Origin of the sequence: Paenibacillus sp. FSL K6-2393, assembly GCF_038002545.1 — a bacterium.
Lineage (GTDB): Bacteria > Bacillota > Bacilli > Paenibacillales > Paenibacillaceae > Paenibacillus.
Genome location: NZ_JBBOCU010000001.1, coordinates 2,392,670 through 2,416,742 on the forward strand (window position 1 = coordinate 2,392,670; position 24,073 = coordinate 2,416,742).

The window sequence follows — 24,073 nt, forward strand, 5'->3', positions numbered from 1 at the left end:
GATCCACTCCTATGAACTTCATTCAATCTAAAATACATAGCTGCATGCATCCTGAAGTGGAGATTACACTCCAGCTAGTCATGAAAAAGCCCTGATAGCAGCTGCAACTGGCAACTTGACGATCAGGGCTATGTTTAATTCAGAACGTAATCTGCTTACTCAACATACTCGAATGTACTAACAGTGTCAGACTTATCAGTCTAAACGCTGTCCAGCTATTTTAATATCCGTCCGTCTCACGACTGCGTTTCTCTGCTTGCTCGACACTGGGTTCATGTTTCGGTTGGACTGTGGCACTATCATCGGTTGGTACAGAGGCCAACCCTTCAGAGACGCGCCGACCGTAATCCGCATCCGCTTGGGTGAAGTAAGAGATCATGCGATCCCGGATATCCGGTTTGCATTGTGCCAACGCGCCGACCATGTTGCTGATCAGCTCATCTCGCTCCCAATCCTCGAACGCCCGGTACGTATCACCCGCTTGTCCAAAGTCATTGGTGCGCTCAATCTTCTCGCGGACAAGTCGGCCCTCCACCAGTGGTTCATGCTCCTTGCCACGAGGGGGTGCTTCCTTTAAGCCACCAAGCGAAGAAGGTTCGTAGTTCACATGCGGATTCTGACCCGGTGCACGATCCACCTGATACTGCATCTGCCCGCCGCTCTGATTCGTTGCAACCCGGTTCTTCGGTGCATTTACAGGCAATTGCAGATAGTTCGCACCCACCCGGTGACGCTGGGTATCCGAATAGGAGAAGGTGCGCCCTTGCAACAGTTTGTCATCTGAGAAATCCAGCCCGTCTACCAATACACCTGTGCCAAACGCTGCTTGCTCCACTTCATTGAAATAATCCTCGGGATTACGATTCAACGTCATTTTTCCCACAGGTAGAAAAGGGAACTGATCTTGCGGCCATAGCTTGGTTGGGTCCAGCGGGTCGAAGTCCAACTCTGGATGCTCGCCGTCCTCCATTACTTGAACGCACAGCTCCCATTCGGGATACTCCCCTTGTTCAATGGCGTGATAAAGATCCAACGTCGCATGGTTGAAATTCTGTCCCTGAATCTCGCTTGCGTCTTTTTGCAGCAGGTTGCGTATCCCTTGATTGAGCGGTTCCCAGTGGTATTTGATGAGTACGCCCTTGCCTTCCTGATTGACCCATTTGTATGTATTAACACCCGACCCTTGCATCTGCCGATAATTCGCTGGAATGCCCCATGGAGAGAAGAGGAACGTGACCATATGGGTAGCTTCAGGACTTAGCGAGACAAAATCGAAAAACCGCTCCATATCCTGTGCATTGGTCAGAGGATCTGGCTTGAAGGCATGTACCATATCCGGGAATTTGAGTGGGTCGCGAATGAAAAAGATTTTCAGATTGTTACCCACCAGATCCCAGTTGCCGTCTTCGGTATAGAATTTTACAGCAAACCCGCGCGGGTCCCGCAGGGTCTCCGGTGAATGTCCACCATGTATAACGGTAGAGAAGCGAACGAACACGGGCGTTTGTTTGCCTTTCTCCTGAAACAGACGTGCACGTGTGTACTTCGATACCGGTTCATCTCCGGCCGTTCCATACGCTTCAAATACGCCATGAGCGCCAGCGCCGCGGGCATGGACCACACGTTCAGGAATACGTTCACGGTCGAAGTGAGTAATCTTTTCGAGAAAATGATAGTTCTCCAGCGTAGTCGGTCCCCGACTGCCAACGGTTCGTACATTCTGATTGTCCGTAATGGGATGACCTTGTCGATCCGTTAATGTCTCAGGGTCTTTGTCTGAGGAATGCTCTGATTGTGAAGACTGATGATTCATGGAGTGGAGCACCGCCTTTCCTTAAAGTGGATTCCTGTATATATTTTCCCTGAAAAATGGTTCTATACATTGAACCTCGCAAATAATCTCGTAAAAAAAGCTTGTCACCCGCTTCATCGCGTGAGATAATTAACTTTTGCCCTGCGGCCTTTTTTGAACGGAAAAATGAAAGAGGACCGCGTCTAAGAATGGAGGCTGACCTAGGATTGTCTACACAACGTTATCCTTTTGCATATGATCCGGCTGAACCTTTTGTATCCCGTCTCGGGGAATGGGTTGCCGATGTTTTTTACGATATTTTGCCAGAGTCCGGCTTCGAGGTACGGGATGAACAGATTTTTATGGCGTACCAGCTCGAACGGGCCTATGGAGATAAAAAGACCATTATGGCGGAGGCCGGTGTCGGAACAGGCAAGACGTTAGTCTATCTGCTCTACGCGGTCTGTTATGCACGTTATACGGGCAAACCGGCAGTGATCGCCTGTGCCGATGAGTCCTTGATTGAACAGCTTGTGAAGCCCGGCGGAGATATTGCCAAGCTGGCTGCACATCTGGACTTGGAAGTGGACGCACGTCTGGGTAAGTCACCGGACCAATACGTCTGTCTGAACAAATTAAGTGCGATGCGATTTGCGGATGAGGATGCGCCTGTTATTGAAGAAGTGCATGAGAGTCTGCCGGATTTTGTGAACACGCCGGGTACACTTCAGGCCTTCCATCCATATGGTGACCGGAAACAGTATCCACATCTGAATGATCGTCAGTGGAACAAAATTAATTGGGACCCGTTCCAGGATTGTTTTGTATGTCCAAAACGTCAACGTTGCGGCCTGACGCTGTCGCGTGACCATTACCGTCGTTCCAAAGACATCATCATCTGTTCCCATGATTATTACATGGAGCATGTCTGGACCTATGATGCGCGCAAACGCGAGGGACAATTGCCCCTGCTGCCTGATCACAGCTCAGTTGTATTTGATGAAGGACATTTGCTGGAAGAAGCAGCACTGAACGCACTGAGCTACAAACTGAAACACCGTATCTTCGAGGAACTCGTGACTCGCCTGTTAGAAGGAGAGATTCGTGAATCCCTCGCGGAGCGTGTAGATGAAGCGATTGAGAGCAGTGAGCGACTATTTGCATTGCTGGATACGTATACGGTGGCGATTCCGGGATCGGAACGGAAAGAAGTTCGGGTAGAGCCGCCACTGCTGCGTGAGATTGAACGTCTGACGAGTGTGCTGGATGCGATCGGTGAGGAACTGGTATTTGAGAGCGGATTGTTCTCGCTGGATGGTTATCAGATGCGTGTCGTGGAAGAACATTTGGACATGATTCAGTCTGCGCTTGCCTTGTTCCGCAAGGAAGATGGTTACATCTGCTGGGCGGAAGAGAGCGAGGATGAGACGACCTTATCGATCATGCCGCGTACCGTGAAGGAAATGCTGAACGAGCGGGTGTTCAACACAGGTATTCCAATCGTGTTCTCCTCTGCAACGTTATCTGTGGATAGTTCATTCCGTTATGTAGCGGATAGCCTGGGCATTGATGATTTTGTATCGTTCTCGGTAGCTTCCCCGTATGATTATGCGGATAAAATGAAGATGAAAATTACCAATGAAGCTGTGCCGGGGCACCCGGAGAACGAAAATCGCATGCGTGATGCGGTGTCGTTACTTCAGGACAGTGGAGGACGTGCGCTGATTCTGTTCCGTACGATGGAAGAACTACGCGCGTTCAAACAGGACATCGTTCATGTACCTGAAGCAGAAGGTTTGCGCTTTATGTATGAGGGCGACCGGGAGATCAGTGATCTGATCGCGGCGTTCCAGCAGGATGAGGAGAGTGTGCTGTGCTCCGTTAATCTGTGGGAAGGACTGGACGTTCCAGGACCGTCATTATCCAATGTCATGATCTGGTCGCTTCCGTATCCACCACAGGACCCTGTCTTCAATGCAAAACGCAGTGCGTCGGCAGCACCATACGAAGAGATCGATCTTCCGTATATGCTCTTGCGTGTGAAGCAAGGTCTCGGACGTCTGATTCGGACAAGCACGGATTCCGGTTCTGCGGTCATCCTCGATGAATCACTGTATACCAAAAAGGAAGCCAAAGACCGCATTGCGGCCCTGCTTCCTGAAGGTGTGGAATGGACAACCCTGACACATTAATTAGCTTACGTTAAATATTCTTGCTTTGTTTTTGATGATAAAGTTCCTTGCCAAAATAAGTTCTTGTTCTCTGCGGATTCAACATCCGTATGGGAGCAAGAGCTTATTTTTTTATTTTGATGGTTCCTTCAATGTACGTATCTTCCCTTTTTTCGAGGGATTTTCCCTCGCTTCTCGCTACCAATCGCTCCAACATTCTAACGAACCTACCGCACCTTATTAGAGTGATAATTAAGCGATGTGAATTCTAACGAATCTCAGTAACGTTATCCCGTCGAAAATAGCTTTTAAGCCTGTAAATCGACCGAATTTGGAGAAATAACGTCGCTGTGATTCGTTACACGTCAGACCTGCGCAAATAGGAGCGAATAGCGTGTGTCAGGTTCATTAGAACCAATGACCAATGAGCGCTAATAAGGGAGGGCCTCCGTCATGCTCATGACTTATGGGACATGGAAGCCCCTTTTTGATGTGTATAGATTTTTGCTGTGTTAAAAAATACCCATGCTCAAATACCGTTCCCCGGTATCCGGCGCAATGCAGAGCACCCGGTGCCCCGGCCCCAGTTCCTTCGCGATGCGAAGGGAGGCCCACACCGAAGCCCCAGAAGAAGGGCCGAGCAACAGCCCTTCCCGGGCAGCAAGCTGCCGCATCGTATCCAGTGCGTCCTCATCGGACACCTGGATGATGGCATCCCACACGTCGGTATTCAGGATGTCCGGAATGAACCCCGGACTTGTACCGACGAGCTTATGTGGTCCGGGCTCGCCGCCGGACAACACTGGAGACCCTTTGGGCTCCACCGCATAGATGCGGATATCGGGTAACTGCTTGCGCAGTTCTTCCCCGGTTCCGGTAATGGTTCCGCCAGTTCCCGCCGTAGCGATGAAGGCATCCAGCTTGCCTTCCATCTGTTGCATAATCTCGGGAGCCGTCGTGATCCGGTGAATGTCCGGGTTCGCCTGATTCTCGAATTGCTGCGGAATGAAACTGCCCGGAATGTCTGCCTGGAGTTCTTTCGCTTTGCGAATCGCACCAGGCATCCGTTCCGCGGCAGGGGTGAGCACCACATCTGCGCCGTAGGCTTTTAGGATATTGATGCGTTCCTTGGACATATTGTCCGGCATGATCAGAATAGCTTTATATCCCTTGGCGGCGGCATTCATCGCAAGACCTATGCCCGTATTGCCACTGGTTGGTTCGATAATGGTTGCGCCGGGTAGCAAGTGACCCGCAAGTTCAGCCTGAACGATCAGATTGTATGCGGCACGGTCTTTGACGCTGCCACTCGGGTTAAAGTATTCCAGTTTCACGTATACGTCAGCGGAGTCGCTGCCTGTGAGTCGGTTCAGTTTAACGGCAGGTGTCTGGCCGATCAGTTCTGTTACATCTGCTGCAATGCCTGTATGTGCGGGTGTTTGTTTAATCGAATGGGTATTCAAATCCATGAAGTACAGCTCCTTGATTGATAAGACATTGAGAGTATATCCGGTTGAAATCAAATCATGCCTTATTGGAATGGTTGGATATCTCTTCTCCATCTTAATGAACGTAACCTTCCGTGGTCAACTTGTTTTGCTGGGGAGGGGTTCAATATTGTCAAAGTTGTATCAAGTCTGCGCCAAGTCCATCTGCAGATGCCGACTGAGTTCTTTTTTGACTTCATTGCGTGCGAATGTCCACAGCATATAGAACCGTTGCCAATACCCCCTGCACATATACAGAGTTTCGATACCCTCGGCTTCCCGTTTCTCTTCAAGTACTTTGACACCACGGGTTCTCATCTGTTTACGAAGGACCAACATCTCCTTGAGCACATTGTTCTGAATGCGGGTCAGCGACAGAATGTAGACTTCAGGCATCTTCAGCATCAGCGTATCCAGTGTACGAATATCTCGTTCAAGTACATCCAGCAAAAGCGTGCGCACAACCAGACCTTTGATCAGACGGTGGTCTTCATCCGCAGGGGATGGGGCGGAAGTTGAGGATGTCATATGTTCACTTCCTTAACCTTTAATTGGAATTTTATATTTACAGAACATGTGTTCCTATATTATAATCAATATATGTAATGGAGATACACAATACAACCGAGAAATATTGGAAGCACACATTACCGCATTTTCCTAAAGGTACAGATAATGAATGAAGCTAGGGATTTAGGGACAAGCCTGCTCCAAAATAAGGTATAATTTATGGGTTTTGCAGGAAACCTAAGGCCATAAACCAAAAAGCAATGCAGTCTGCTACAGAAGTGATTACAAGCAATGAATTACTGCAATGAATTGCAATCATGATTCAAGGATGCCTTACCTTAACACGATGGCACCGGGTCAACGAGTAGAAGCAGTTTTATTTTAGCGAAAATGAGCAACAAAAAAGCCCCTGCCTTGGGCGGCGGGGCCTATGGAATACTGCCGATTCAGCGGCAGGTTTGATGATGTGTTCAGGAATTAAGCAAGATATTGAGGCTTTTCGTAGAACGCCTCTTTTTCAAGGATGACCTTATAAGGTCTTTCCTTGCCCTTCAGGGAGGGCCCAATGGTAGTTAGCGGTACGGCCGGCTTGTGGAAACGATCTTCTTCCTTGGGTTCCGGAACCGGTCGTGATGATTCGGGCGCAGAACTGAGGCGTACCTTTTTTTCGCTGCCCCAGCGCTTGCTTATTTTTTTCGTTTCCGGTTTCATTCCGGTTCGCCTCCTAACAAATCGTTGATGGCGTTGAACAGTTGACGATTCTGTAGGTCAATCTGCTGAAATACCGCCTCATCCGCTTCAATATGTCCAATAATGTGAACGGTGATTACATACCTCTTGGCTACAGGATAGCATAGCAGATACTCTTTCTCAAGGTAATCATCATACAGGTTAATCTTGATTTTATTCTCCCGGTAAGAATCAATAACCAGGATGCGCTTGGGATCATCCGGTTGTTTGTCGTCATTAGCGGACAAGTCATACTTTCTCCCCGGTTCTCCAACATTACCACATAATTGCTCAATATAACCACTGTCATCTGTACGGTATATGGCTGTGCCACGTACAGCGAATGGAGGATGAGAGACAAAGGCAGTACGCAGGGCATCGCTCATTCGTTCCAGCATCTTGGCATCTGCTTTGCGGGTACGCAGCAATTCCCTAAAGAACCGCAGCAACTTAAGCAGTTGTAACCTTGCTTCTCCCTCAGTGCGTTTATGCTTCTCAATGATGTTCTCCAATTCTGGATCACTCCAGCGTCCTTGTTCCTCAATACTGTCTGCGATTTTGGAACATGCCACGGACACGGCTGGTGCCCACTTTCCATCAGAACGGATTTCATATACGAGTGGATTTAATCCCAGAAGATCTGTGGGCATACGCAATCCTTCGACCTTGGTTGTGTCCTTGATGTCTGTAATATCCTCAGGAAGAATGAAAAAAATACGTTTTCGTCCCAGACGACCCATAAACAGACCCATTTCCAGCATTGTATTATCCCGGACCGACGCGTAGTACTTCCCGCGAATTTTGGATATATCATCCGGATGAAAAATAAAAATGGCAAAGTCAGTCGTACGGACCTCTACTTCCAGATCGTCCATGGTATAGCTGCTTGGATTAAAAACCCCGGAATACCAAGGGGTAACTTCGGCTGAAAAACGTAAGTTTTCGTGTACTGCGGCTGCAATCGGCTTCGCTTCCAGCGAGCAGCCAATAAAGACTCTTGGCTTTAACGTTTTCATCAATCCGCCTCGCTTAAACGGTAGTGGGATTCAATTGTTATATTATACCATAAACAGCAGAGTAAGTCTGGAAACGTCTGAACTGGACAAAGAATAAGCCGATTACGTTTGCTATAGTGTATGTATGAAAGGAAAATGATTCCTTTAAAAAGCGCAAGAAAATAAAAAAAGGCCCCAATTTGTCACAGTTGGGTGACCGACAGTTATTTTTGGAAGCTTTGGTCATAGAATAAAGGAGCAGGTTGCACCATTAGCAAGCATTGCTTATCCTGGTGTTGCCGTATGACTGCTGGAGCAGTCCAAAGGCTGCTTTATGCCTGTTTTTGAGGGGTCCGCTGTTTAGACCCGGTCAAGTTGGTGTTATATAATAGAAGAACAAGCAAGTTAGCTTTGGTGTTTAAACTGAATGAACTTGCAACTGCTGTAAGTTGGGCTTACAATTTACACAGGAACGAAGAGTGCAGAGCCCATCTGTAGAAGCGAAGCGTTCGCCTGAAAGCTTTTTGAAAGAAAGCAGCTTCGGAAGCATAGGCTATCACCGGATTTTCCCCAGAGGGAAAATGGAATTCCAAAAATCCGGGGATAACAGCGATCGAAAGAGGGTACTGTAATCCAAGTGTAAGTGTACAATTAAATGTTCAAGCTTATGCATTGTAGTTATTTTTCAGTTTAACTGAGCACAGCTAACCACAACAGAACAGAAAGGATCAGGATACCATGAGTTCCCGAAGGACAATCTCCCCAAGGACGATCTGGAAACGTTACGATCTCTCATACACATAGCGCCCCTTGTAGAGTACACCAACCGGTTCAAAAAAACGGCTGACTCTGCGAAAGAGGGGATTGGAATGAATATTCGAAGGACGTACACGATGATTTCTTCCAGGCTTACCTTTTGCAGGGTACGGTCGGTCTAAAAAACCAACCTACAAACTGCGAGGGAACCTGAATGAAGAGAACATCGTTAACCTTACAACACGTTAAAACAGAGGCGATCAAATTCGCCATTATGCTGCTCGGTACATTTATTTTAGCTTTTGCCTATTATCACATTAACTTTCAGAATCATTTATCGGAGGGCGGATTTGTTGGTCTGGCCCTGCTCGGAAAATACGCAACAGGCTTATCACCTGCTATCGGTATGTTGTTACTGGACATTCCGGTCATGATCCTGGCTTGGTTCCTCAAAGGCTGGAAATTCATGATTCAGGCATTGCTTGGCGTCGGTGCATTTTCCCTATTCTATGACGGCTTTGAACGATACTCCACACTGGTATTGTCGTTTAACGGAAATCTGTGGATTCCGGCAGTTCTATCCGGTATATTGACAGGGGTAGGCGCTGGGATCGTGCTTCGATTCGGTGGAGCGACAGGCGGAGACGATATTCTTGCCGTACTGGTTAGCCGCTGGAAGGGATGGAAGCTGGGAACAGTTTTCTTTGTCAGCGATGCTTTTGTATTGGGATTGTCGCTTTTCTTTCTTCCGGTAAAAGAAACTTTATATACGATTCTGGCCGTATGGATTGCCAGTAAAGTCATCACGTACGTCGTTAGTGTTCCGGCTCGCGGAACCGTGGTTACAACTTCGGCTGTGAAATTGCCGATGCCATCGGCTGCAGCCAAGGCAGTTAACGCTGCTGCTATTTCACAACGGACTACGGTGGCTAGAGGGGTATCCAATTAACCATACGTTTCAGAACAACCATAACCTGTATGCATCATATTCAGGTCTTGATAGTTAACGTTCATATAAAATCCCTTTTGGCTGCTCTTCAGCAGCAAAAGGGATTTTATTGTTTTCCGATTCATTCAGGGCTTGATCGATGAGGCGATCTGACCATCCTGATTATGGATAATCGCTCGAATATTTTGTTTGCTACTCAGTTCTTTGGCCTTATCTACAGCTTCTGCCTTAGTATCAAATGTGGACAGATAGGTAGACTTTCCTTCTTCCTTGATCGCCCAACCGGAGTCGGTAGGTACTACATGGATGTTATCATGACTTTTGGACGAAGAAACGGGCTCCGAATGACGACGATCCGTGGAATGTGACTTTTTGTGGTCCGAATTATCGGAAGAAGATGTGGAGTCCGATCTCGAACCTTTCGGCACGGGATGATTTTCATCCCATTCTTCCGCCTTCGCTGTCGCTATTGCAATCGAACGCCCTTCCTCATACCCGTCATCGAGCAGAGCATTGGCAATCTCAATTGCTTTGTGTCTGACACGTGGTTCCAGGTTCTTCATGGATACCGGATAATCCTGTTTGTTCCAAGGCATATGAACCCCTCCTGTACAATGATGGATTAGTTGTATATTACCCTGTGAGGGGAGGGATAAACGATAAACAGCCGAGGTCGTAAGTGCATTTACCGATGATCTATATAAATTGAAATAAACATTTACACAAAACGGAGAGGACAGAAAGAACCTGAAGAAGAGGAGCTAAGAGATTTCTGTGGAAAGCTACTTCGTAAGCATAAACTCGCTTTTATCCCCTGATTTACCCCTTTCTAAAAGAAATCAGAAAATCTGGGGATAACAGCGATCGGAAGGTTGTTCTGTCATCGGAGTGTCCAGTGTAAACATTCTTTATTTCAACTTATATAAAAGGACCTCGTTCCTATACTTTTGCAAGCCAGAGGAGTATAATGCTGTCCATGTAAGAAATAAGTTCAACAAAAGGAAGATAAAGGAGTACATACACATATGTTTAGTCTTAGCCTGGCAATCCCTATGCTGTTCACCATGCTGATTCATGCCGCAGACAGCTTGTCATACGCGCTCCGCCTTGGTGGTTTACGCACTCGCAGAATCGCGCTAGCCATTTCTTTGGCAGGTATCTTGCTGTTGGTTTCTCGAACCTCGAATATGGCCCAGGGTCCAATGGTAGGTAATCTAGTGGATACTGCAACACGTGGAGCCAATCCACACTTTGCGGCGCAGCTGCACTGGTTAATGGGTGCGGCGACGATAGGAACAGCATTAGCCATATTGTGTTTCCCAACCATGGTGAAGCTCTCATCGAGAATGGTTGTGCATTTTGAAGCAGCCGGTTCCATCCCTGCGATGGTTCGCGGTATGCTGAAGCGAAGCAAGATTAGAAATGCAACGTATTACATCACCCCGCCATCCTGGAAGATGGCCAAACGATTGGTACAACATGGGATGCCAAGAAGGTTAATGCTGCTGAATGTAGCGGTAACCGCAATCTATACCACAGGTGTCCTGTCCAGCTTGTACGCAGCGTATCTTTACCCAGGGCAGGCTGTAGCTGCATCCCAATCAACCGGGCTAATTAACGGAATAGCGACTATTTTGCTAACCATCCTGATTGATCCGCGGATTTCCCTGCTCAGTGACAAATCATTACGTGGTGAGATCCGTTTGGATCGCATGAATCAGATTTATGGCTGCATGCTCGTGTCCCGTCTATTCGGTACACTGTTGGCACAGTTGTTATTGATTCCATTTGCGTATTGGATTGGTTGGATTGTAAGTATGATGTGACGACTTCTTTCCTGAATTGTAGCCAGGCACTCTCTTGTACATCTTCTGAAGTAGCAAATGAGAGGGTGCCTGTGCACTTTGAATTGACGGGGGGATTTTAGCTGTGATACTATTAGACCGAATAGTCGGTTTAATTTATGGAGGTTTTTCCAATCGAAGTCAAACGAAGAAAAGATGTTACCCAGATAAAGAAAGACATTGCACGTAATACCAAGGAACTGTTTGCCCAAAAGGGATATAGTGCAACTTCCATGGAAGACATATGTACGATTAACAATCGGAGTAAAGGCAGCATCTATTATCATTTCAAAAGCAAAGAAGAGTTATTCATGTATCTGATCAAGCTTAACAATGAAGATTGGATGGATGCTTGGCTGGACAAAGAATCCGGGTATAAGACTGCCATAGACAAACTGTACGGACTTGCTGACCATTACGTGGATGATTTGGCTAACCCGCTGAATCATGCCATTAACGAGTTTGTCTCGGGTCAGGTCGTCAGCCAGGAGATGCTTGATGAGATGCTTTCCCTGATCCGTATTCCGTATGCGACATATGAGTCCATTATTACTAAAGGCATGGAGGATGGGGAATTAAAACAGGATGACCCACAGGATGTAATGCATATTATCTACGGTCTGTTTAGCGGATTGACCACACTCTATTACGAGAAGGACCTGACGGATATTCGTCGTATTTACCACAAAGGCATGGCCGGTCTGCTGGCAGGCATTCAACAACGTTAACCATGAAAAGCTGATGTAACAGTCAGTTTTTCTTTTTAAATATTAATAAACCGGACAGTCGGTTTAAAAGAGGAGATGGAGAATGAACACATTGTTCAGGAATAAAGCTTTTTTAATCGTGACAGGGTCTGATCTGCTGCAAAATCTGGCGATATGGATCCGAAATATGGCGATCCTCTATTATGTGATGGATCGAACTCAGGGAAGTCCAATAGCCGTCTCGCTGATTACCGTACTTGAATATGCCCCGATTTTTGTTTTCTCCATTATAGGCGGTGCACTTGCTGATCGCTGGAATCCCAAACGTACGATGATACTGGGGGATATTCTGAGTGCGTTGTCTATTGTCATGATTATTGGCGTTTTATCTTCCGGGTATTGGCAGATTCTATACGTAGCCACGTTTGTATCGTCTATCGTTAGCCAGTTTTCTCAACCATCTTCTCTAAAGATTGTGAGGCGAAATGTAAAGGGAGAACATTTGCAGTCTGCAATTGCTATTACACAGAGTGGTCAATCGTTGTTTTTAATTCTCGGACCAATCGTCGGAACCTTTATCTACACTGCAATGGGAATTCAGGCATCCATGTACGCATTACTCATTCTATTCCTCATCTCTGCGCTTCTACTCACATTTCTGCCTAAAGACGCCACTCAGCGGGAAACAAATACCTCATTACTAGCGGATATCAAAGAGGGCTGGCAATATGTTGCTCGATCTCGCTCGTTGAAAATGCTTAGTCTGGTATTCATCTGTATAGGGCTTTCTGCAGGTCTGATCAGCCCACTTGGAATATTTCTGATCACCGAACGTCTGGGACTTGAAGCAACGTCGTTACAGTTTTTGTCAGGTGCATCTGGAATAGGTTTATTGATTGGAGGAGGTATTGCGGCTGCTGTAAGTGGCAAGTTGAATCAGACTTTAACTCTAATCGTAGGTGTGCTGTGTCTGGCTGTAGCCACGATGGGGGAAGTGTTATCCAGTTGGTTCTGGCTGACTCTTGTCATCAGCTTTTTGAGTTCAATCAGTTTGGCATTTATCAACGTTATCATCTCTACGTATTTGGTCACCCGGATAGATGAGCACTTGATCGGGAGGGTGAATGGCACCATCACACCTCTATTCATAGGAAGCATGCTTCTTGGATCTTCCATGGCAGGTGTACTGATGAACAGCACATCCATTTATATCGTCTACGCAATTTCGGTTACCGTGATGATGCTGGGTATTGTTCCAGCGATGCGAATTCAATTTCACAATCATCAGACGGCTTCTGCCAGCCAATTGAATTCGGAAATCTCTTCGAGCCAAACCTAATCCATGCATTCTCGTGTAACAATAGTTCGTCTATTAAAAACAAAAATGTACAACAAAAAAAGCAGCGGGATCATCCCACTGCTCTTTTTGTATCTGTATTATAACTTATTGAAAAAGGACGGCGTACTCACCGTATCCTTCTTTTTGCAAGTCTTCTTTGGGTACAAAACGAAGTGCCGCAGAGTTGATGCAATAACGCATTCCACCTGCTTCGGCAGGACCATCGTTGAAGAGGTGACCCAGATGGGAATCACCCTCACGACTTCTCACTTCGGTACGAATCATGAAATGGCTGAGATCGGTTTTTTCCTTCACGTTGTGGTCACGTAATGGACGTGTGAAGCTCGGCCAGCCGCAGCCGGAATCGTATTTGTCGGTAGAACTGAACAATGGCTCGCCAGATACGATGTCCACATAGATACCATCACCGTGGTGATCCCAGAATTCGTTATGGAATGCAGGCTCGGTCGCGCTGTTCTGCGTAACTTCATATTGAAGCGGCGTCAAACGCTCTTTTAGCCCGTCTTTATCCACGTTACCGGACCAGTTGCGTTCGATAAAGTCTACGCGTCCAGAACCTTTGCTGTAGCGTTTATAGTGCGCAGGGTTCTTCCGGTGATAATTTTGGTGATGTTCTTCCGCTTCATAGAACGGTTTCGCTGGCAAGATCGGAGTGAAGATTGGTTTGTCAAAACGTCCACTTTGTCCCAGCTCCGCTTTGGAAGCTTCCGCAATCTGGCGCTGTTCTTCGCTGTGATAGAAGATGGCCGTCTGATAGGAAGATCCACGGTCATGGAATTGTCCGCCTGTATCCGTAGGATCAATCTGCTGCCAGAACAGTTCAACCAGTTTCTTATAAGGGAAGATGGCAGGGTCGAACGTAATTTGTACAGCCTCTACATGTCCTGTTGTCTCCGAGCAGACCTCTTCATATGTTGGATTCTCGGTATGTCCTCCTGTATAACCCGATACGATCTTATGAATACCGGGCAGTTCTTCAAAGGGGGATACCATACACCAGAAGCATCCGCCTGCAAAAGTTGCTAACTCACTTGAATGTTGTTCCATGCTATAGTCACTCCATTTCTGATGAAGATTTAGCGCTCGTGTTCGAGCTCCAGCAATCTACCGTTTTATTAAACTTGTTACACAAGCATTAGGCTTGCTCTTCTATTATATCCTGAATTGGCAAGCCAACCAAGCCGGAATGAAAACAAGCTGAATCTGAACGGTTTGCGAATTCTGAATTCAGGCTTTGTTGCGTGACCGAAAGCGAAATAAGAGCAATACAATGGCCATGAACACCAGATATCCGGCAAGGATCGCCAGGCTCAGCCAGATTGAGGTTTCAGCTTGTGCACCTGCATAGGCAAATACAAAAATCGCTGGCATTTTCCCAATGGCCGTGGCAACCATGAAGACCCAGAATGGCGTGTACGTTATACCTGCGTAGATATTAACGGCCATCTGAGGCACGATCGGTAACAGTCGCATCGACATGACGCCCATGAACGGATGTGCTTCCATCCATGTGGTAAAACGGTTCAGACCCCGAATGCGTTCGAGGTACGATCTCGCCTGATGTCTGAAAATGGTTCTTGCTCCGCCATAAACGAGCATGGCTGCAAGTGTGGTGCCAAGCCAGCATATCCAGGCTGCCGTGGTAGTACCGTAACTGTAACCAAAGGCGATAATAACAAACTTATAAGGAATCACTGGCACAAGAGCAAACAATGTTGCCATGGCGAGTAACAGCGGGATGGACTGATGAAGATCGGTCCAGGCCAGCAGTTCATATCTGTAAATAAACGTGACTCCTGCAAGTAAAACATATAACAGAAGCCATAACCATTTTCGCAAAATCCCAAACGCTCCTTTCAGATCAGGCAGGTCTAGTCGTATCCCGATCTGTACTGCTGTTCCTCCTAAGTTTACCACGTTCGCCCATTGTCTGAACAATTCGAGCGAAGTCTGCTGCAATCACTGGCAAGTTGCTGTCCGAAGGGTTACACTATAGGACGTGGAAATATAGAACCGAACTGAAGGTGGAATGATCATCATGGAAACAACCCAACGTAAACGAGTTGCAATTATCGGCCTGGGCGATATTGCACGTAAAGTATATTTGCCGCTGTTAACAGCTCATCCGAACGTGGAGATTGTAGGCATTATGAACCGATCTCCGGAGCCGGTCAAAGCCGTTCAGGAGGCGTATCGATTAGAACGGGGAACAACGGATCTGAAAGAACTGTTGTCCTGGGATCTGGATGCCGTGTTTGTACATACAGCAACGGAAGCACACTTTGACATTGTCATGCAATGTCTGGAACAGGGATTAGCCGTGTACGTAGACAAGCCGTTATCCTATACGATTCGCGAGTCGGAAGAGATGACTGCTTTTGCCGAGGCACAAGGGCTGCTACTGGCAGTGGGCTTCAACCGCAGATTCGCACCGATGTACCAAAAAGCGAAAGAATGGATGCAGGGTGGAGAAGGCTTCGAGTCCCTGACAGTGACCAAACATCGTACAGGCATTCAGGATCGCCCTGCGGCAGAAACCATCTATGATGATCTCATCCATATGCTGGATCTGATGTTGTGGTACTCGGATCATAATGTGGAGTTGCTTCATCAATGGATTCGGAAGAATGATCTGGACAGACTGCTGCATGCAACCGGAACGGCCAAGCTGGGCAGAACAGCCTACGGTCGATTCGATATGGTGCGTGAAGCTGGGGCAGATCTGGAGAAGATCGAATTGCATGGTGGTGGACGATCTGTTGAAGTGGTGAACATGGACACGATCAGCTGCATGGAACAGGGGAGTCTGGAAACCAAAGAAACGTTCGGGAGCTGGGACACCGTGTTAGCACGCAGAGGTTTTAGCGGAGCAGTTGACAATTTCCTGGCTTGTCTGGACTCACCTGATGATTGCCTGATCAGTGCAAGTCACGTCATGGACAGTCATGAACTGGCTGAACAATTGATTCGCAAATAATTGCAGAATACACATACGGAGGAATACAAGTCATGGATGAATATGAAAAGGAACGTAATAAACAGATCGAGGAAGCCGTTATTGAAACTTATAAACAGGAAGAAGAGATGATGATCCTCGTATTTGCCCAGTGGTGTGTCAATAATGGTTTGGACCCGGAAGAGATGTACCGGCAAGCCTACCCGAATCAGCAGAGCAACGAGCGTTTGCAGCAGGTGCAGAAGCTGATTGTATCCAAGGAGGAAGCCGGTGAGATCCCGGATGATACGGTACTTGGCGTGTTGTCCATGTTTGGCAATGAAGATCTGGCGATGGTTGTATCCGAGGCCATAGCCGCGCGCAAATAAGTTCAACTTACGTATACTGGTATGATTACATCTGTTCCCGGTGAATGACGCGGAATTCCTTCGGGGACATGCCGAACCGGGAACGGAATACCCGATGGAAATAGGTATAGTTGTTAAAGCCGGAAGACTCAGACACTTGCTCCAGAGTCATTGGACTGAAAATAATCCGTTCCCTCGCCATGTTCAGCCTTACGTCAAGCGTGTATTGCATGATGCTTTTGCCAAACGCTTCTTTGAAGAGATGAACACCCCGTGAGACACTGATACCAATATGTGTTGCCACATCATCGAGCTTGAATAAAGAGGAAGCGTTTTCTTCAATATAATTCTTGATCTCATAAGCCACGTAATTGGTATTGGTTATCGTTGGATGCTCCGCGAGCAGACGATCCACTTCGAGACATAAAATTCGCATATAATAACTTGAAATTTCCGGATAAGGATTGGAGATGCGGCGCTGCTCCAGTACGAGCTGTCGAAACAGGACCAAGAGGCTTTCCGTCAGTTCGACTTTAATTCGGGTCGGCCGTTTGTGACGTTTCCACCACTCATCCACCCAGGAACCATTGAAGAAGATGTGATAGTCGCCACTCTCCACCAGTCGTTCTCCCATCGGATTGGTTTCATTGTCTATTCTCAGCTCATAAGGCTCGTCAGGATCAAAAAGAAGCAGATCGCCCGCATCCACCAGGGACATGTCTCCGTCTATGCGTGCGCGGCAACGTCCGTCTGTTTGCAGTCTTAACAGGTAGTTCTTCACCCCTTCAGGCTGCACCATAGCGTAGGGTTTACGATGAAATGAAAAGCCTGCTGTAAGAACTTGGCAGGAAGAATCTGTCGGCATGGGCATACTCCTTGCAATTTGAAAATTATGACCAGATAGTTCATGTTTCAATCATATTATTCATTTTAATTCAAGCTGAAACGGAATACCATAGTATTAGATTTAAGGAACAGGAAACATCCAACAAAACATATGTATCTCAACCATTCAAACGCAGATTTTCACCATGCGTAAGGAGATGAACGTCACAGTGGAGAAAATGAAAGCAGGCATCATCGGGTGTGGTAACATCAGCGCCATCTACTTGGAAAATCTCAAAAACAACCCGGTTATTGAAGTCGTGGCTGTTGCGGATTTGATTCGTGAACGCGCTCAGGAACGGGCAGATGAATTTAATATCGCAAACGTTTACAATGTAGATGAGTTGCTGCAAAATAACGAAATTGAACTTGTGTTGAACCTTACGGTTCCTGGAAGTCACGCCATGACCGATCTGGCTGCACTCGAAGCAGGCAAACATGTGTATGCCGAGAAGCCGCTGGCAATTTCTCTTGAGGATGGTCGCAAGGTTGTTGAGCTGGCTGAGGAAAAGGGATTGTATGTTGGTTCTGCACCGGACACCTTCCTTGGTTCAGGCATACAGACAGCTCGTAAGGCCATTGAAGATGGGCTGATTGGCAAGCCGGTTGCAGCGACTTCATTTTTCATGGGTGGAGGACCAGAAGCTTGGCATCCTAATCCGGAGTTCTTTTATGTTGCAGGTGGCGGACCGATGTTTGATATGGGACCTTACTATCTGACCGCTCTGATTACGTTGCTTGGACCGATACGCAGAATCAGCGCCTCGGCAGGCATACAGATTGCAGATCGCAAGATTGGCTCCGGACCGAAGGAAGGTACAGCGCTTCAAGTAGAGACGCCTACCCACTTGGCAGGAACGATTGATTTCGCAGAAGGTGCCATTGCAACCATGATTACCAGTTTCGATATTCGGGGAGCTTCGGATCTGCCACGTATTGAAATCTATGGTACAGAAGGTACGCTTAGTGTACCGGACCCCAATTATTTTAATGGGGAAGTGAAGGTGCGCAGATACGGTCAAGACACTTGGGAGACGGTCAAACCAGTCTTCGAAAGTGGACAAAACGAACGAGGCATCGGCGTAACGGAAATGGTTGAATCCATTCGTGCCGGACGGGAACACAAGGCCAGTGGCAAGCTTGCTTATCACGTACTGGAAGCCATGCATTCATTCCAGCGTTCTTCACTTGAAGGCAAGCACGTACATCTGGAGAGCAGCTATGATTCTTTTGCAGTAACTCGTACAGTTCAAACTGAGATTGAAACCGTGGAATCCCACTAGTCTGAGTAAAAAGTGTTCGAAGCTTGATGCTCTTGCGAGTGAAGCAGAATAACCAGTATTCTTACGTTCAATTTCAGGATAGAAACACTCTCGATTTTCCACACTAATCAAACAGGCATGTGATCTGAACGGTAATTGTATACAGTTCAATATTCATGAATTCAGCAATCATACGATATCTAATCCAGGGAGGAATCGCACTTGAAACTCGGCGTATTTTTGGTACTATTCGGAGGACGTAAATTGGAGGATGCTCTTGATTATGTAGCATCCAAGGGATTAAAAGCAGTAGAGATCGGAACAGGCGGACATCCAGGCAATGCACATTGTAAGCCAGATGAGTTGTTAAGCAATCCTACAGCATTGAAAAACTTCAAAAATGCAGTGGAATCACGTGGTTTGACGATCAGCGCACTCAGCTGTCACGGTAACCCGCTACATCCGCAAAAGGATATTGCCAAAGGATTCCACGATGATTTTGTTAAAACGGTAGAACTGGCTGAGAAGCTGGAAGTACCTGTAGTGAATACATTCTCCGGTTGTCCGGGAGATCATGAGGATGCCAAATATCCGAACTGGCCTGTTGCACCATGGCCAAATGACTTCCAAGAAATCCTGAAGTGGCAGTGGGAGAACAAAGTTATCCCTTACTGGACAGAGTGGGGTAAATTTGCAGCAGATCGTAACGTAAAAGTTGGATTGGAGCTGCACGGTGGATTCTCCGTTCATACTCCAGCAACGTTGCTGAGACTGCGTGAAGCAGCAGGTGAAGTGATTGGAGCCAATCTGGACCCAAGTCACATGTGGTGGCAAGGTATTGATCCGGTTCAGGCAATTCACATCTTGGGACGTGAAGGAGCCATCCATCACTTCCATGCAAAAGATACAACGATTGATCCGGTAAACGTGAACAAACACGGTGTAACGGATATGCAGGACTATACCAATATGCTGGATCGGGCTTGGCAGTTCCGCTCGGTTGGTTATGGACATGATAACAAGACTTGGGCAGATATTATAAGTGCCTTGCGTCTGGTCGGATATGATTATGTAGTAAGTATTGAGCACGAAGACGGTCTGATGTCGGTTGAAGAAGGATTCTCTAAAGCCGTGCAAAATCTCCAGCAAGTATTGATTGAAGAACCGCTGGGCGATATGTGGTGGGTTTAGAGCTACACTAGGGGGAAATTGAATATGATCAACGTCACCATTTGGAATGAATTTGTCCATGAGAAAATTCACGATGAAGTAAGGGAAGTCTACCCGGATGGTCTGCATCGAGCACTGGCTGACGGACTTGGCGGCGAAGGCTTTGCTATTCGTACAGCTACACTGGATCAGCCTGAACACGGATTAAGTGATGAAGTGCTGAATTCCACAGATGTGCTCATATGGTGGGGACATATGGCACATGATCGCGTAAGCGATGAGATCTCACAGAAGGTTGCGCAGCGAGTGCTGAACGGGATGGGAATGATTGTGCTCCATTCAGGTCATTTCTCCAAACCATTCAAAGCGCTGATGGGAACAAGCTGCGATCTGAAATGGCGTGTAGCTGACGAGCAGGAAATTGTATGGTGTGTTAACCCATCTCATCCGATTGCGGATGGCATAGAAGGCAAGATTGTATTGGAAAAAGAAGAGATGTACGGTGAATTCTTCGATATTCCAGTACCGGATGAACTGGTGTTTGTAAGCAACTTCCAGGGTGGAGAAGTATTCCGGAGTGGATGCACGTTCCGGCGTGGTGAAGGTAAAATCTTTTATTTCCGACCAGGTCATGAGACGTATCCGACCTATTACAAGCCGGAAATATTAAGAGTGATCAGCAACGCTGTGAAATGGGCATATCCTGCCCGCAGCTTTAAGCCGGAATTTGGCAAGAGTGAACCTGTAAGACCATTTGGTGGCGTGCTGGTTTAATTCACTAACTCAATCGTGAAATGGAAATTATAGGTTTTATTCAAAAAGAACCCTTCTCCGAGTCAATGATGACTGTGGCAGTTGGGTTCTTTTTGGGTAAGATAGTACTATGGGGAAGTTATACGATATTTCCCATGGTTACGACGCAGCGTGTAATGTATACTGGGATGTATGATCCATTTTGGATGTTATGCTTCTAAAATTTAAACTTTTTAGTTGCAGGCGTTTTCTTTGAAGCTTAAATATGTTATTATGAAATATACTAACAAAATGTAAGTTGATTTGAGTGATCTCTAAAGAGGTGATTAATGTGGAAGGTCAAGACTTGCGGATGTGTCCGCGTTTTGAAACGGCGTTTTCTTTTTTGGGCAAGCGCTGGAATGGTTTAATTATTCAAACATTGATGAGTGGTTCGAAGCGATTCAAGGATATCTCCAATCTGATCCCATCCATGAGTGATAAGATGTTATCCGAACGGATGAAAGATCTGGAGAGTGAAGGTATTCTGGTTCGTCACGTCTATCCCGAGACGCCGGTTCGTATTGAATATGAACTGACGGATAAAGGTAGAGCGCTCCAGCCTGTCATGAATCAAATTCAAGACTGGGCTGAGAAGTGGGTTGACTAACGTATAAGCATCACCCACTTTCGTTGCATGAATGACATAGACTCCTGATTTCTGTGGAAATCAGGGGTTTTTGTCTTAAGTATAACGTGGATCGGCGTTTTTCTCTTGGGCTATGCACATGTTGTCATGAGTTGTAGTATAATCTATAGAAAATGGCCACAGACGGCCGGAGCGAAGGAGGCCCACTTGTCATGAGAGAAGAAAGCTTATCCCGTGAAGTACGCTACGGCAAAAAAGATATTGCAGAACTTGAGAGCGCATCCATTCAGGTACATCTGATTTACAAAAAAGCTGCGGAGTTGTTTAAGCGCACAGCATATTCCCGTTCGGTTATGGATGATCTTGCCGAAGTGAATACGCATTCTGTGAACAGCGATGGTCCGAGATTAGCTCCGGCGGTGCTGCAAAAATGGATTCAAACGTCCAGGGGCTGGAAGTGTATCGGATGTGAGCTGGGACAACCTGATTCAAAGACTTCTCAGATGGAAGATACCATCCATGGTGAGCGGTTGGTTCTGGATGTGGGAGAAGGTCGGTTGGTTCAGGCAGAAATGCTGATTCAGGCGGTTGTCTGGTCTCAATATGAGAAGATTCGAATGTTTGCACCATGGCTTGGGGATGAACCCTTTTATAGCGTGCAGGAACTGGATGTCATTGCCCGTTATATTGTGCCTACCTATTTCTCGGAACGGCCTTTGCACGAGCAAGGCAAGGTATTCAAGGTCCATCAACAATATGGGCAGATTCCGCTATATCAGGAGTATGTAGACGCACCTTCATGTTGTGTACAGGTGGATGGTGGATTACTTGAAGGTCGATTGCTGACAGGTGTATATGTATCTGAGGAGCAGTTCTTCGGGCTTAATCCATATCTGAAAGATGGCGATGGAGGACGGACATATATGCAGGCTAGTGTCCAGTGATAACGTAACCAATTCGAACATAAAAATGAATTAGATTGGAGAGCCTGTGTGCAGGCTCTCTTTCTTGTACAAGCCCTATTTGGAGGGGACACCCTATAAAAGTAACGGCTTTGACACTTTTTTTTGCCGAAAGTTGTGCCATAATAGAGGTTATGGACAACAGGGTGAATGATTTTACGCAGGGTGGTGTTACCTACATGATGAAGAAAATCCCCGGTTACATAGGTGTATGTTTGCTCCTACTGGCGATCTTGGCTGGTTGTAGTGAGACACAGCCTTCTGAGCAGCCAATTGTCAAGGAGACAGAAACAGCGAATACGATCACAGTGGCTGTAGATGGCAGTACATTTTTGCCTGATGCAACAAAGTCCATTAAGCGAGATTTTAGTGAGGGTTTGACACTCAAAAAAGCATTACTCAATAGCGGACTGGTAGATTTTACGGCAGATGGCAAACGGATTCAATCCGTCGGAGAAGTTTCTCTGGATTCTTCGCTGAGCTGGGCTGTCAAATTAAATGGCAAGGATATTGAGCAGCAAGATTGGGACATGGAGCTTCATGCCAAAGATGAAGTGATCATTTACGTGAAAGCCGCTGACAGTGGGGGGGATGGCGTTGCATATCAGACAACGTTACTCAAGGTTAGCGGTGGAAACATTATGCCAACCCTTAATCGTCAATATGCCGGCGTCTACGTTCAAGAGTGCACAGTTCGCGATGTGTTGAAGTCCAGCGGCATTGTAAGAATGTCTGAGAATAACAAAATTGTCGTTTCGGTCGAGAATGTCACGCCTCGTATGAATGAGCGGTGGGTCATTATGGTGAATGACAAAGAATTAATGGAAAATGGTCTGGACATGAAATTGAATCCACGTGATGCGGTAAAGCTTGAATTGACCAATGCATCCTAAGTATACCAAGAAGCCCAATCTCTTTTTAGAGAACTGGGCTTTTTTCATTATAATATATAAGCAATATCCGATTAACATATTCAAATATTAAATACGACAGATCTCGTTCGGGCAAAGTTCACAGTGACAGATCCCTTGCAGCATCTTCAGATCTTTGATGACAATCATGCCATTGTCATATTCAATCGCATCTTTCTTGCGCAGATCGCTTAACATGCGGTTTACACTTTCACGAGTGGCTCCAATCATATTGGACAGGTCCGTGTGGGTAATTTTTTTGTGAATAATGACATGCTCCCCATGAGGCTCACCATACGAATTCGACAACCGAATGAGGGTGGAGCAGAGTGCACCCGGTTTGCCATATAACATGAGATCCCGGAATTTGGTCTGTGTCAACCGGTGGTGGATGCCCATCCATTTCATAAAGTCGATCGCAAAGTCACAATGCTGGCAGATTAACATCTCCAAGTCTTTATGCTCCAGTACACCAATCTCACTATCCTCCAGAACTTCCGCTGAGAAGCTGTGTTTAGAGCCAAAGAAGGGATCAGCCTGGCCAATCATATCACCGGATTGATACATGTACATGATCAGTTCCTTGCCTTCATCCGTGGATTTGGTGATCTGGGCACGACCCCGTTTCATATAATAAAGTTTGTCAGAGATGTCGCCTTCCCAGTACAGATGTGTACCTTCCGGATAAGTTCTATCTTTCATGGTAACCAGCAGATGGTTGAAATTTGCTTCCGAGAAACAGTTGGTATTACCGCGCTTTTCCAGTACAGTTGTTAGTTCTCTCATAAGTCTATCTCCCCTTTATGTCCATCGGACGACCTTCTGTAGTAAGCAGTAGCCTCCGAGGTTCGCCGCAAACCGTTGCCGTCCTGATCAGGGTCATCTCGGCCGGGAGGAAG

General features: G+C 46.6%; 23 protein-coding genes. 13 read left to right on the forward strand and 10 right to left on the reverse strand.

Going from position 1 to position 24,073, the window contains the following annotated elements:
- Positions 1–220: 220 nt before the first annotated feature.
- Entirely contained in the window at positions 221–1,813 is a 1,593-nt protein-coding gene (locus MHI14_RS10525) for a catalase (RefSeq protein WP_289389753.1), read from the reverse strand.
- Between the two features lie 188 nt (positions 1,814–2,001).
- Here MHI14_RS10525 and MHI14_RS10530 point away from each other — a divergent pair, with 188 nt between their 5' ends.
- Positions 2,002–3,984, forward strand: coding sequence for an ATP-dependent DNA helicase (locus MHI14_RS10530; protein WP_341130280.1), 1,983 nt, complete (start codon positions 2,002–2,004; stop codon positions 3,982–3,984).
- Positions 3,985–4,475: 491 nt separating this feature from the next.
- Here the strand turns inward: MHI14_RS10530 and cysK are convergent, their stop codons facing one another.
- The 4 genes from cysK to MHI14_RS10550 all read right to left on the reverse strand — a co-directional run bounded on the left by cysK (position 4,476) and on the right by MHI14_RS10550 (position 7,705).
- Positions 4,476–5,432 (reverse strand): cysteine synthase A, encoded by a 957-nt coding sequence (gene cysK / locus MHI14_RS10535; protein WP_091028738.1) that lies wholly within the window; start codon positions 5,430–5,432, stop codon positions 4,476–4,478.
- Positions 5,433–5,594: 162 nt separating this feature from the next.
- Entirely contained in the window at positions 5,595–5,978 is a 384-nt protein-coding gene (locus tag MHI14_RS10540; RefSeq protein WP_289389750.1) for a hypothetical protein, read from the reverse strand.
- A gap of 459 nt (positions 5,979–6,437) precedes the next feature.
- Positions 6,438–6,671 carry a hypothetical protein gene (locus MHI14_RS10545; RefSeq protein ID WP_017687536.1) on the reverse strand — a complete coding sequence of 78 codons (234 nt, stop codon included), beginning with the start codon at positions 6,669–6,671 and terminating at the stop codon, positions 6,438–6,440.
- Entirely contained in the window at positions 6,668–7,705 is a 1,038-nt protein-coding gene (locus tag MHI14_RS10550) for a nucleotide-binding protein (protein ID WP_051447360.1), read from the reverse strand. The genes MHI14_RS10545 and MHI14_RS10550 overlap by 4 nt, the downstream gene beginning before the upstream one ends.
- 949 nt (positions 7,706–8,654) lie before the next feature.
- Here MHI14_RS10550 and MHI14_RS10555 point away from each other — a divergent pair.
- A complete protein-coding gene (locus MHI14_RS10555) occupies positions 8,655–9,389 on the forward strand; it encodes a YitT family protein (protein ID WP_036614465.1) in 735 nt (244 codons plus the stop codon).
- Between the two features lie 125 nt (positions 9,390–9,514).
- On the opposite strand, the gene MHI14_RS10560 is transcribed toward MHI14_RS10555, so the two are convergent.
- Complete coding sequence (locus MHI14_RS10560) at positions 9,515–9,985, reverse strand: DUF2188 domain-containing protein (protein WP_249913446.1); 471 nt, start codon at positions 9,983–9,985, stop codon at positions 9,515–9,517.
- 429 nt (positions 9,986–10,414) lie between these two features.
- Between MHI14_RS10560 and MHI14_RS10565 the strand changes: the two genes are divergently transcribed.
- The 3 genes from MHI14_RS10565 (at position 10,415) to MHI14_RS10575 (ending at position 13,279) form a co-directional block, all read left to right on the forward strand.
- Positions 10,415–11,215 carry a lipid II flippase Amj family protein gene (locus tag MHI14_RS10565; protein ID WP_249913447.1) on the forward strand — a complete coding sequence of 267 codons (801 nt, stop codon included), beginning with the start codon at positions 10,415–10,417 and terminating at the stop codon, positions 11,213–11,215.
- A 137-nt stretch (positions 11,216–11,352) separates the two neighbouring features.
- Positions 11,353–11,961, forward strand: a complete 609-nt coding sequence (locus MHI14_RS10570) for a TetR/AcrR family transcriptional regulator (protein ID WP_091028744.1) — start codon at positions 11,353–11,355, stop codon at positions 11,959–11,961.
- A gap of 82 nt (positions 11,962–12,043) precedes the next feature.
- A complete protein-coding gene (locus tag MHI14_RS10575; protein ID WP_249913449.1) occupies positions 12,044–13,279 on the forward strand; it encodes an MFS transporter in 1,236 nt (411 codons plus the stop codon).
- A gap of 105 nt (positions 13,280–13,384) precedes the next feature.
- Here the strand turns inward: MHI14_RS10575 and msrA are convergent, their stop codons facing one another.
- Together msrA and MHI14_RS10585 are read right to left on the reverse strand one after the other, a co-directional pair.
- A complete protein-coding gene (gene msrA, locus MHI14_RS10580) occupies positions 13,385–14,347 on the reverse strand; it encodes a peptide-methionine (S)-S-oxide reductase MsrA (RefSeq protein WP_091028748.1) in 963 nt (320 codons plus the stop codon).
- 180 nt (positions 14,348–14,527) lie between these two features.
- A complete protein-coding gene (locus MHI14_RS10585) occupies positions 14,528–15,139 on the reverse strand; it encodes a TVP38/TMEM64 family protein (RefSeq protein WP_074095721.1) in 612 nt (203 codons plus the stop codon).
- A 199-nt stretch (positions 15,140–15,338) separates the two neighbouring features.
- Between MHI14_RS10585 and MHI14_RS10590 the strand changes: the two genes are divergently transcribed.
- Both MHI14_RS10590 and MHI14_RS10595 read left to right on the forward strand, forming a co-directional pair.
- Entirely contained in the window at positions 15,339–16,277 is a 939-nt protein-coding gene (locus MHI14_RS10590; protein WP_091028752.1) for a Gfo/Idh/MocA family protein, read from the forward strand.
- A gap of 32 nt (positions 16,278–16,309) precedes the next feature.
- Positions 16,310–16,624: a hypothetical protein gene (locus tag MHI14_RS10595; RefSeq protein ID WP_091028755.1), complete on the forward strand. Its 315-nt coding sequence runs from the start codon at positions 16,310–16,312 to the stop codon at positions 16,622–16,624.
- Positions 16,625–16,649: 25 nt separating this feature from the next.
- On the opposite strand, the gene MHI14_RS10600 is transcribed toward MHI14_RS10595, so the two are convergent.
- The gene (locus MHI14_RS10600) at positions 16,650–17,468 is read right to left on the reverse strand and encodes an AraC family transcriptional regulator (protein ID WP_133385436.1); all 819 of its coding nucleotides are present in this window, start codon (positions 17,466–17,468) and stop codon (positions 16,650–16,652) included.
- 190 nt (positions 17,469–17,658) lie between these two features.
- Here MHI14_RS10600 and MHI14_RS10605 point away from each other — a divergent pair, with 190 nt between their 5' ends.
- From MHI14_RS10605 to MHI14_RS10630, 6 genes are all read left to right on the forward strand, one after another.
- The gene (locus MHI14_RS10605) at positions 17,659–18,771 is read left to right on the forward strand and encodes a Gfo/Idh/MocA family protein (protein ID WP_091028759.1); all 1,113 of its coding nucleotides are present in this window, start codon (positions 17,659–17,661) and stop codon (positions 18,769–18,771) included.
- A 201-nt stretch (positions 18,772–18,972) separates the two neighbouring features.
- Positions 18,973–19,941: a sugar phosphate isomerase/epimerase family protein gene (locus MHI14_RS10610; RefSeq protein WP_091028762.1), complete on the forward strand. Its 969-nt coding sequence runs from the start codon at positions 18,973–18,975 to the stop codon at positions 19,939–19,941.
- Positions 19,942–19,965: 24 nt separating this feature from the next.
- A complete protein-coding gene (locus tag MHI14_RS10615) occupies positions 19,966–20,694 on the forward strand; it encodes a ThuA domain-containing protein (protein WP_017687549.1) in 729 nt (242 codons plus the stop codon).
- Positions 20,695–21,025: 331 nt separating this feature from the next.
- On the forward strand, positions 21,026–21,322 hold the full coding sequence (locus tag MHI14_RS10620) for a winged helix-turn-helix transcriptional regulator (RefSeq protein WP_076333333.1): 297 nt from the start codon (positions 21,026–21,028) through the stop codon (positions 21,320–21,322).
- Between the two features lie 191 nt (positions 21,323–21,513).
- Positions 21,514–22,245 carry a hypothetical protein gene (locus MHI14_RS10625; RefSeq protein ID WP_091028765.1) on the forward strand — a complete coding sequence of 244 codons (732 nt, stop codon included), beginning with the start codon at positions 21,514–21,516 and terminating at the stop codon, positions 22,243–22,245.
- Between the two features lie 197 nt (positions 22,246–22,442).
- Complete coding sequence (locus tag MHI14_RS10630) at positions 22,443–23,156, forward strand: hypothetical protein (protein WP_341130281.1); 714 nt, start codon at positions 22,443–22,445, stop codon at positions 23,154–23,156.
- Between the two features lie 87 nt (positions 23,157–23,243).
- Here the strand turns inward: MHI14_RS10630 and MHI14_RS10635 are convergent, their stop codons facing one another.
- Positions 23,244–23,960, reverse strand: coding sequence for a Crp/Fnr family transcriptional regulator (locus MHI14_RS10635; protein WP_076333276.1), 717 nt, complete (start codon positions 23,958–23,960; stop codon positions 23,244–23,246).
- Between the last annotated feature and the right edge of the window lie 113 nt (positions 23,961–24,073).

Bases quoted from the DNA above. Each gene is read 5' to 3' on its own strand.
- MHI14_RS10525 (WP_289389753.1), bottom strand. From the start codon at position 1,813: ATGAATCATCAGTCTTCACAATCAGAGCATTCCTCAGACAAAGACCCT.
- MHI14_RS10530 (WP_341130280.1), top strand. From the start codon at position 2,002: ATGGAGGCTGACCTAGGATTGTCTACACAACGTTATCCTTTTGCATAT.
- cysK (WP_091028738.1), bottom strand. From the start codon at position 5,432: ATGGATTTGAATACCCATTCGATTAAACAAACACCCGCACATACAGGC.
- MHI14_RS10540 (WP_289389750.1), bottom strand. From the start codon at position 5,978: ATGACATCCTCAACTTCCGCCCCATCCCCTGCGGATGAAGACCACCGT.
- MHI14_RS10545 (WP_017687536.1), bottom strand. From the start codon at position 6,671: ATGAAACCGGAAACGAAAAAAATAAGCAAGCGCTGGGGCAGCGAAAAA.
- MHI14_RS10550 (WP_051447360.1), bottom strand. From the start codon at position 7,705: ATGAAAACGTTAAAGCCAAGAGTCTTTATTGGCTGCTCGCTGGAAGCG.
- MHI14_RS10555 (WP_036614465.1), top strand. From the start codon at position 8,655: ATGAAGAGAACATCGTTAACCTTACAACACGTTAAAACAGAGGCGATC.
- MHI14_RS10560 (WP_249913446.1), bottom strand. From the start codon at position 9,985: ATGCCTTGGAACAAACAGGATTATCCGGTATCCATGAAGAACCTGGAA.
- MHI14_RS10565 (WP_249913447.1), top strand. From the start codon at position 10,415: ATGTTTAGTCTTAGCCTGGCAATCCCTATGCTGTTCACCATGCTGATT.
- MHI14_RS10570 (WP_091028744.1), top strand. From the start codon at position 11,353: ATGGAGGTTTTTCCAATCGAAGTCAAACGAAGAAAAGATGTTACCCAG.
- MHI14_RS10575 (WP_249913449.1), top strand. From the start codon at position 12,044: ATGAACACATTGTTCAGGAATAAAGCTTTTTTAATCGTGACAGGGTCT.
- msrA (WP_091028748.1), bottom strand. From the start codon at position 14,347: ATGGAACAACATTCAAGTGAGTTAGCAACTTTTGCAGGCGGATGCTTC.
- MHI14_RS10590 (WP_091028752.1), top strand. From the start codon at position 15,339: ATGGAAACAACCCAACGTAAACGAGTTGCAATTATCGGCCTGGGCGAT.
- MHI14_RS10595 (WP_091028755.1), top strand. From the start codon at position 16,310: ATGGATGAATATGAAAAGGAACGTAATAAACAGATCGAGGAAGCCGTT.
- MHI14_RS10600 (WP_133385436.1), bottom strand. From the start codon at position 17,468: ATGCCGACAGATTCTTCCTGCCAAGTTCTTACAGCAGGCTTTTCATTT.
- MHI14_RS10615 (WP_017687549.1), top strand. From the start codon at position 19,966: ATGATCAACGTCACCATTTGGAATGAATTTGTCCATGAGAAAATTCAC.
- MHI14_RS10620 (WP_076333333.1), top strand. From the start codon at position 21,026: ATGTGTCCGCGTTTTGAAACGGCGTTTTCTTTTTTGGGCAAGCGCTGG.
- MHI14_RS10625 (WP_091028765.1), top strand. From the start codon at position 21,514: ATGAGAGAAGAAAGCTTATCCCGTGAAGTACGCTACGGCAAAAAAGAT.
- MHI14_RS10630 (WP_341130281.1), top strand. From the start codon at position 22,443: ATGATGAAGAAAATCCCCGGTTACATAGGTGTATGTTTGCTCCTACTG.
- MHI14_RS10635 (WP_076333276.1), bottom strand. From the start codon at position 23,960: ATGAGAGAACTAACAACTGTACTGGAAAAGCGCGGTAATACCAACTGT.